8 protein-coding genes are annotated in these 8,900 nt (G+C 39.6%); 7 read left to right on the plus strand and 1 reads right to left on the minus strand.

Annotated features, from left to right (window positions below):
- The first annotated feature begins 166 nt into the window (after positions 1-166).
- From HT730_RS01960 to HT730_RS01975, 4 genes are all read left to right on the plus strand, one after another.
- A complete protein-coding gene (locus HT730_RS01960) occupies positions 167-1,102 on the plus strand; it encodes a manganese-dependent inorganic pyrophosphatase (protein ID WP_173306642.1) in 936 nt (311 codons plus the stop codon).
- Positions 1,103-1,188: 86 nt separating this feature from the next.
- Positions 1,189-1,701, plus strand: a complete 513-nt coding sequence (locus HT730_RS01965) for a YiiX/YebB-like N1pC/P60 family cysteine hydrolase (protein WP_173306643.1) — start codon at positions 1,189-1,191, stop codon at positions 1,699-1,701.
- The gene (locus tag HT730_RS01970) at positions 1,685-2,335 is read left to right on the plus strand and encodes a DUF1803 domain-containing protein (RefSeq protein ID WP_173306645.1); all 651 of its coding nucleotides are present in this window, start codon (positions 1,685-1,687) and stop codon (positions 2,333-2,335) included. Before HT730_RS01965 ends, HT730_RS01970 begins: the two co-directional genes overlap by 17 nt.
- 99 nt (positions 2,336-2,434) lie before the next feature.
- Complete coding sequence (locus HT730_RS01975) at positions 2,435-2,626, plus strand: CsbD family protein (protein WP_000051193.1); 192 nt, start codon at positions 2,435-2,437, stop codon at positions 2,624-2,626.
- Between the two features lie 48 nt (positions 2,627-2,674).
- On the opposite strand, the gene HT730_RS01980 is transcribed toward HT730_RS01975, so the two are convergent.
- A complete protein-coding gene (locus HT730_RS01980) occupies positions 2,675-4,120 on the minus strand; it encodes a UDP-N-acetylmuramoyl-L-alanyl-D-glutamate--L-lysine ligase (protein WP_173306646.1) in 1,446 nt (481 codons plus the stop codon).
- Positions 4,121-4,225: 105 nt separating this feature from the next.
- Here HT730_RS01980 and HT730_RS01985 point away from each other — a divergent pair, with 105 nt between their 5' ends.
- The 3 genes from HT730_RS01985 to HT730_RS01995 all read left to right on the plus strand — a co-directional run bounded on the left by HT730_RS01985 (position 4,226) and on the right by HT730_RS01995 (position 8,770).
- A complete protein-coding gene (locus HT730_RS01985; protein ID WP_173306648.1) occupies positions 4,226-5,851 on the plus strand; it encodes a polysaccharide biosynthesis protein in 1,626 nt (541 codons plus the stop codon).
- Between the two features lie 191 nt (positions 5,852-6,042).
- A complete protein-coding gene (locus tag HT730_RS01990) occupies positions 6,043-8,001 on the plus strand; it encodes a peptide ABC transporter substrate-binding protein (RefSeq protein WP_173306650.1) in 1,959 nt (652 codons plus the stop codon).
- A gap of 313 nt (positions 8,002-8,314) precedes the next feature.
- The gene (locus HT730_RS01995) at positions 8,315-8,770 is read left to right on the plus strand and encodes a hypothetical protein (RefSeq protein ID WP_173306652.1); all 456 of its coding nucleotides are present in this window, start codon (positions 8,315-8,317) and stop codon (positions 8,768-8,770) included.
- Positions 8,771-8,900 lie beyond the last annotated feature (130 nt).

The following is an 8,900-nucleotide window of genomic DNA, read 5'->3' on the forward strand; positions in this document are numbered from 1 at the left end:
TCAGTACCCATACCTACGGCAAGGCGAAGCTGACGTGGTTTGAAGAGATTTTCGAAGAGTATCAGTTATTTTGAAGAATCGTGAGGAGTCCTTTGACTCCTCTTACTTTTGTCAAAAAGCGAAAAAAATGCTACAATAAAGAGAATAAACAAAATGAGGTATTATCATGTCTAAGATTCTAGTATTTGGTCACCAAAATCCAGACTCAGATGCCATCGGGTCATCTGTAGCTTTTGCCTACCTTGCAAAAGAAGCTTACGGTTTGGATACGGAAGCTGTTGCCCTTGGAACTCCAAATGAAGAAACAGCCTTTGTCTTGAACTATTTTGGTGTGGAAGCACCGCGTGTCATCACTTCTGCCAAAGCAGAGGGGGCAGAGCAAGTTATCCTGACTGACCACAATGAATTCCAACAATCTGTATCAGATATCGCTGAAGTAGAAGTTTACGGTGTTGTAGACCACCACCGTGTGGCTAACTTTGAAACTGCAAGCCCACTCTACATGCGTTTGGAGCCAGTTGGTTCAGCGTCTTCAATCGTTTACCGTATGTTCAAAGAACATGGTGTGGCTGTGCCTAAAGAGATTGCTGGTTTGATGCTTTCAGGTTTGATTTCAGATACCCTTCTTTTGAAATCACCAACAACACACCCAACAGATACAGTCATTGCTCCTGAATTAGCTGAATTGGCTGGTGTCAACTTGGAAGAATATGGTTTAGCTATGTTGAAAGCTGGTACAAACTTGGCTAGCAAATCTGCTGAAGAATTGATTGACATCGATGCTAAAACTTTTGAATTGAACGGAAATAATGTCCGTGTTGCTCAAGTAAACACAGTGGACATCGCTGAAGTTTTGGAACGCAAAGCAGAAATTGAAGCTGCAATGCAAGCTGCTAACGCAGCAAACGGCTACTCTGACTTTGTCTTGATGATTACAGATATCGTCAACTCAAACTCAGAAATCTTGGCTCTTGGTGCCAATATGGGCAAGGTCGAAGCGGCTTTCAATTTCAAACTTGAAAATAACCATGCTTTCCTTGCGGGTGCCGTTTCACGTAAGAAACAAGTGGTACCTCAATTGACTGAAAGCTTTAATGCTTAAGATTTTGGGTGTCAGTTCAAAATCGGAAAGTCTGGTTTGACTTATATCGAAAGGAGTTTCGGCTCCTTTTTTTCTAGGAGTGAAGCATGTTAGAAAATGGTGATTTGATTTTTGTGAGAGATGAGTCAGATATGGGACAGGCCATCCAGACTTCCACAGGCAACTATAACCATGTTGCCATTTATTTGGATGGGATGATTTATCATGCTAGTGGAGAATTTGGTGTGGTCTGTCAAGAACCAGCAGACTTCTTTGAGTCCAATCATTTGTACGATCTCTATGTTTACCCAGAAATGGATATTCAGTCTGTGAAGGAAAAAGCTAGCAAACATCTGGGAGCTCCTTATAATGCTTCTTTCTATCCAGATGGCGCTGGTTTCTACTGTTCCCAGTATATAGCAGAAATTCTACCGATTTTTGAAACTATTCCCATGAAATTTGGAGATGGGACTCAGGAGATTAGTGATTTTTGGAGGGAGTATTATAGGGAGATTGGTCTGCCTGTTCCTCTGAACCAAGCTGGGACCAATCCCAGTCAGTTGGCAGCATCGCCTCTGTTAAAATGTAAAGAAAGGAATCTTCATGATTCAGATTTTTAATCCATCTCGTTTGACGAGACAGCCATTTTTTGGAGAACTGATCCGCTATCTGGATCAGCATGAGGATGTGATTTTACGGGAAATCAAGGCTCAATTTCCAGAAGTGACAGTTGATAAACTCATGGAAGAGTATATAAAGGCAGGCTTGATTCTACGGGAAAATAAGCGCTATTACCTTAATCTTCCCATGCTGGTGTCGCTCGATAGTCTCGAACTGGATCAAGAGATTTTTGTTAGAGAAGCTAGTCCAATTTATCAAACTTTGTTGGAGCAAAGTTTTGAGACGGAATTGCGCAATCAAACCAATGCAGCTATTTTAGTTGAAAAAACAGATTTTGCGCGCACTAAAATGACCCTGTCTAATTATTTCTACAAGGTCAAAAATCAGTATCCTTTGACAGAAAAACAGCAGGAACTCTATGCCATTTTGGGAGATGTCAATCCTGAGTATGCCCTCAAATATATGACGACTTTTTTGTTGAAGTTCCTCAAAAAAGATCAGCTTATGCAGAAACGTCGTGACATCTTTGTGGACAGTTTAGTTGTCCTAGGTTATATTGTCCAAAATGCAGATGGAAAGTATGAGTTGGCTATCGATTTTGATAAGGAAAAATTAACTTTCTATTTAGTGTGATTGCTTTTTCTGAGCACATTGTTTGACTTTATCTATCGATAAGTTTATACTAATGTAACCGATAACACATATCGGAATAAAACTAAAGGAGACAATCATATGTCACTTGAAAACAAATTGGAACAAGCAACAGGCGCTGTCAAAGAAGGTTTTGGTAAAGTTACTGGAGACAGCAAGACAGAACTTGAAGGAGCTGTTGAAAAAACAGTTGCTAAGGCAAAAGACGTTGTAGAAGATGCTAAAGGTGCTGTAGAAGGTGCCGTTGAAGGTTTGAAAAACGCTTTTAAATAAAGATAGAAAAAATCAAGGGTTTCGTTTCCCTTGATTTTTTTACGATCCTTATAAATAATTTTCTGCGACAGCTGCATCTCCTGGATAGGCTTCTTTTTTGCCTTGAACGATTTGGTAGCAATCGGCTCCCTTACCAGCAATAATAACTGCATCGAGTTCTTGTTCAGTGATAGCCATAGCTGCCTTGATGGCTTCTTGGCGATCCGCAATTTTTTCAACAGGATGATTGATGTAGCTACTGATTTCATCTGCAATGGCCATTGGGTCCTCATAGTTGGGGTCATCAGCAGTCAAAAAGACTTGAATCTCAGGGTGCTGATTGAGGAGGAGGCCAAAGTCCTTACGACGACTTTCTCCCTTATTTCCTGTCGAACCGAGAACCAGAGCAATTTTTCCAGTTTGATGAGTTTCAACCACATTGATGAGTTTTTTGAGACTATCACCATTGTGGGCATAGTCGATGAAGACCTTGGCTCCGTTTTTCTGAGTGAGGACTTCCATACGACCAGGAACGCGGGTTGCAGCGATTCCTTTTTTGATGTCCTCAAGACTTGCTCCGAGACGGAGACAGGCAAGTCCAGCAGCAACGGCATTTTCTTGGTTGAAGTGACCAATCAGTTGGATATCATAGTCTCCAGCGAGTTTACCCGTAGCTGAAAAGCTAAAGGCTTTGGAATTCTCGATTTGATTATTTGATTGGCTACCATAGAAATCATGGTCTTGATCTGCCACTTGTTCTTTCAAGACAGAAAAGTGATCCATGTCACTGTTAATGATGACTGCTCGGCTATTTTCCATCAAGAGACGCTTGTGGTAGAAGTAGTCTTCAAAGCTAGGGTGTTCAATCGGGCCGATATGGTCTGGGCTGATATTGAGGAAAACTCCCACATCAAAGGTTAGACCATAGACACGTTTGACCAGATAGGCTTGACTGGAGACTTCCATGATGAGGTGGGTACGGTCATTTTGCACAGCTTGATTCATCATGTCAAAGAGGTCAATACTCTCAGGAGTTGTCAATGCAGACTTAAAGAAAGTCTTGCCATCTAAAGTTGTATTCATAGTCGAGAGCATAGCAGGTCGATGCCCTTGAGATAAAATGTTATAGGCGAAGTAGGCTGCTGTTGTCTTACCCTTAGTCCCAGTAAAGGCAAGGAGTTTGAGTTTGTCCTGTGGATTTCCATAAAATTCCATAGCTACCAAACTCATGGCTTTCTTGATATCACTGACGATAATGGCAGGAATACCAACTTCATAGTCCTTTTCAGCCACATACCAACCGAGACCTTGAGAGATAGCTGAAAGCAGAAATTCCTTCTTAAAGGTAGCACCCTTGACGAAAAAGAGGCTCTTTTCTTTAGCTTTGCGACTGTCATAGCAGATGGTGTCAAATACGACATGGCTGTAGTTGTAGTGATAATGTCCTTGGTCGATAATCTCACGGAAGAGACCATCTTTCTTTAATATATCTAATACGGTTTCAATCTTAATCATACTTTCTATTGTAAACTGAAAGTCGTAAATTTACAAGTAACAAGGAAAAGTTTATAATGGAAAATAAGGAGTTTTTCCTAGTTATCAAAATTGAATGAGGAATCTATGTCGCACGAAAACAATCACCAGCAGGCCCAGATGTTACGGGGGACTGCTTGGCTAACGGCCAGTAACTTTATCAGTCGCCTGCTTGGGGCCATCTATATTATCCCTTGGTACATCTGGATGGGATCTTATGCGGCTACGGCCAATGGTCTTTTTACCATGGGCTACAATATCTATGCCTGGTTCTTGCTGGTTTCAACAGCAGGTATTCCGGTTGCGGTGGCCAAGCAAGTTGCCAAGTATAATACCATGAGAGAAGAGGAGCATAGCTTTGCCCTGATTCGGAGTTTTTTAGGATTTATGACAGGACTAGGTCTGGTTTTTGCTTTAGTCTTGTATGTCTTTGCTCCTTGGCTAGCAGACTTGTCGGGTGTAGGGAAAGACCTGATCCCAATCATGCAGAGCTTGGCTTGGGGAGTCTTGATTTTCCCGTCTATGAGTGTTATCCGAGGATTTTTCCAAGGGATGAATAACCTCAAACCTTATGCCATGAGTCAAATCGCTGAGCAGGTCATTCGTGTTATCTGGATGCTTCTAGCAACCTTTATCATTATGAAGCTCGGTTCAGGAGATTACCTATCAGCCGTTACCCAATCGACCTTTGCGGCCTTTGTCGGTATGGTAGCCAGTTTTGGAGTTTTGATTTATTTCCTTGCTCAAGAAGGTTTACTCAAAAGAGTCTTTGAAACACGAGATAAGATTGATAGCAAACACCTGTTAATGGATACGATTAAGGAAGCTATTCCTTTTATCTTGACTGGTTCGGCTATTCAGCTTTTCCAAATCTTGGACCAAAATACCTTTATCAATAGCATGAAGTGGTTTAGCAACTACAGTAATGAAGACTTAATTGTCATGTTTTCTTATTTTTCTGCCAATCCAAATAAAATTACTATGATTTTGATTTCTGTTGGGGTTTCGATTGGGAGTGTCGGTTTGCCGCTTTTGACTGAAAACTATGTCAAGGGGGACTTGAAGGCGGCTTCTCGTCTGGTTCAGGATAGTATTACCATGCTTTTCTTATTCCTGCTACCAGCAACGGTTGGAGTGGTTATGGTAGGAGAACCTCTTTATACAGTCTTTTATGGCAAACCAGATAGTTTGGCTATGGGCTTGTTTGTCTTTGCAGTTTTGCAGTCTACTATTTTAGGCTTGTACATGGTCTTGTCTCCAATGCTTCAGGCCATGTTCCGCAACCGCAAGGCCGTTCTCTATTTTATCTATGGTTCCATTGCCAAGCTGGTCTTGCAACTACCAACCATTGCTCTCTTTCACAGTTACGGGCCTTTGATTTCTACAACCATTGGTCTCATCATTCCTAACGTCTTGATGTATCGGGATATTTGTAAGGTAACTGGTGTCAAGCGCAAGGTGATTTTGAAGCGAACCATTTTAATCAGTTTGTTGACCCTTGTTATGTTCATCGGTGTCGGTGTCATCCAGTGGATTTTAGGATTTGTATTCCAACCAAGTGGACGTTTGTGGAGCTTCCTTTATGTAGCTCTTGTCGGTGCCATGGGTGGAGGAGTATACGGAGTCATGAGTCTCCGTACTCGTTTATTGGATAAGGTGATTGGAAAAGCTCAAGCAGATCGCCTGCGAGTAAAATTTAGAATTTCTCAATAATTTTTTATAAATAAAAGGGATAATTTGAACATTTCTATCATGAAATGCTTGAATTATTCTCTTTTTTATTATTTTGTAGAATAATTTCTATAGTTTGTAGATGTAATGATTAATTTTTTTAAAAAACCCATTGACTAAATAAAATACGAGTTGTATAATAAAACAAATATTTAAATCAGGAGGTTCTGGAGATGAAAAAGTCTAAGGCCAAGTATGCAACGCTTGCAGGTGTCGTGTTAAGTGCAGGTATTTTGTTAAGTGCCTGTGGAAATTCTAGCACAGCATCAAAAACATACAATTATGTTTACTCAAGTGATCCATCTAGTTTGAACTATCTAGCAGAAAACCGTGCAACAACAAATGATATTGTGACCAACCTGGTAGATGGTCTCATGGAAAATGACCAATATGGGAACTATGTTCCATCTTTGGCAGAGGATTGGAGTGTTTCTAAGGACGGTTTGACCTATACCTACAAACTGCGTAAAGATGCTAAATGGTATACTGCAGATGGAGATGAATATGCTCCTGTAACTGCCCAAGATTTTGTCACTGGTTTGAAATATGCGGCTGATAAAAAATCAGAAGCCTTGTACTTAGTGCAAGAATCCGTTGCAGGTTTAGATGACTATATCACTGGTAAAACAAGCGACTTTTCAACTGTCGGAGTTAAGGCTCTTGATGACCAAACTGTTCAATATACCTTGACACGACCAGAATCTTACTGGAATTCAAAAACAACTTCAACCATTCTCTTCCCAGTCAATGCGGATTTCTTGAAATCAAAAGGGGATGATTTTGGGAAGGTAGACCCATCTAGCATTTTGTACAATGGACCTTTCTTGATGAAATCCTTTGTTTCAAAATCGGTCATCGAATACAAGAAAAATCCTAACTACTGGGATGCTAAAAATGTCTTTGTAGATGATGTCAAATTGACTTATTTTGATGGTAGTGACCAAGATGCGTTAGCACGTAATTTTACCGAAGGTGTTTATAGCTATGCTCGTCTCTATCCAAATAGTTCAAGTTTTGAAGGGATTAAAGAAAAGAATAAGGACAATATCATCTATAGCATGCAAGATGCTACATCTTACTTCTTAAACTTCAACTTGGATAGAAAATCTTATAAATTCACTTCCAAGACAAGTGATGCTGAAAAGAAATCGACTCAAGAAGCGGTTCTTAACAAGAACTTCCGTCAAGCCATTAATTTTGCCTATGACCGTACAGCTTACGGGGCCCAATCTCAAGGAGAAGAGGGGGCAACTAAGATTTTGCGTAACCTCGTCGTTCCTCCAAACTTCGTAAGTATCAAGGGAAAAGACTTTGGTGAAGTAGTAGCCTCTAAGATGGTCAACTATGGCAAGGAGTGGCAAGGAATCAACTTTGCAGATGCCCAGGATCCATACTACAATCCAGAAAAAGCTAAAGCTAAATTTGCTGAAGCTAAGAAAGAACTCCAAGCCAAAGGAGTTCAATTCCCTATACACTTAGATAAAACTATAGATTTGGCTAATAAGGCTGAAATTCAAGGAATCAATTCCATGAAGCAATCAATAGAATCTGTCTTAGGTGCAGATAATGTTGTGATTGATGTTCATCAACTTTCTACAGAGGACTATGATAGTTCAGGTTATCTAGCTCAAACTGCAGCTCAGAAAGATTATGATCTTTACAACGGTGGTTGGAGTGCAGACTATCAAGACCCTTCAACCTATCTTGATGTATTTAACGTTAATTCTGGTGGTTTGATGCAAAATCTAGGTATAGAGCCAGGTGAAGCCAATGACAAGGCTAAGGCTGTTGGGCTGGATATCTACACTCAAATGTTGGAAGAAGCTAATAAGGAGCAAGATCCAGCTAAACGTTATGAAAAATATGCAGATGCCCAAGCTTGGTTAGTAGATAGCTCTCTAGCAATTCCAAATGTTTCACTAGGCGGAACACCAACATTGAGAAAAATTGTTCCTTTCTCAACACCATATTCATTGGCTGGTAATAAAGGGGTTGAATCCTATAAATACCTCAAATTACAAGATAAGACAGTTACAAAAGACGAATATGAAAAAGCTAAAGAAAAATGGTTGAAAGAAAAAGAAGAATCTAATAGAAAAGCCCAAGAAGAATTGGCAAAACACGTCAAATAAGGATTTTTCACGAAAAACGATGGTTTCGAAAGAAGCTGTCGTTTTTTAATAGAATGATGGCAAATTTGGAAGAAAAAATCTTATATTTTTTTATTTGTTTATTGGAATTATGTTATAATGAATATAACAAAAACGTGAGAAATTATTTTCGAAAATCTACCCAGTGTTAACTGAAGTATGCACATGCTAGGATGATTTTATAGGAGGGGTGCCGTCTACTGTAAAAGTAAGATAAAATGCAACAAATGATAAGTTCTTCTTTAAGTGAAGAATTCTTAACTGTCTATTTAGTGATTTTTATGGAGGTAACATCATGGGCGCTATTATGGAGTTTGCAACAGAAAAACAGATTGAATCATTTCTCTCAACTTGCCACATTGAAGGGCAAAAGAATTTTCTGATGGCTTTCAAGAAAAAGACATGGTTCAAATCATTTATTGATTTTTTCATAATAGGTGGTTCCTACTATGTTCAGTCGAGTGTGAAGCCTAAGATTCTGGCATTCACACCTAAGGGAATCTACTTGATGGACATCAGTGATGTAACTGGAAATCGTTCTAATCAAGTCCTAGAGATGCCTTGGAATCAAGTTCAAGATTTTACTTATAAGACAGTCTTGAATACAGTTAGGCTGAACTGGCACTATCAAAATGAAGACTACATTTTTTCTGTGGATGTCGGTCAGATTAGTCAGCATGTGGGCCAATATCAATTTAACAAAGACCATTATGACTATTTAGCCCAACAGGATTTCTTTCAGTCTAAGTAAGCACTCGCAATCATTTTCACAAAAGAATCTGGAAACTTTTCTGGATTCTTTTTAGCTTTACTAGTTAATACTCAATGAAAATCAAAGAGAAAACTAGGAAGCTAGCCGCAAGCTGCTCAAAACACTGTTT

Origin of the sequence: Streptococcus sp. k-628 (genome assembly GCF_013277475.1) — a bacterium.
Taxonomy (GTDB): Bacteria; Bacillota; Bacilli; order Lactobacillales; family Streptococcaceae; genus Streptococcus.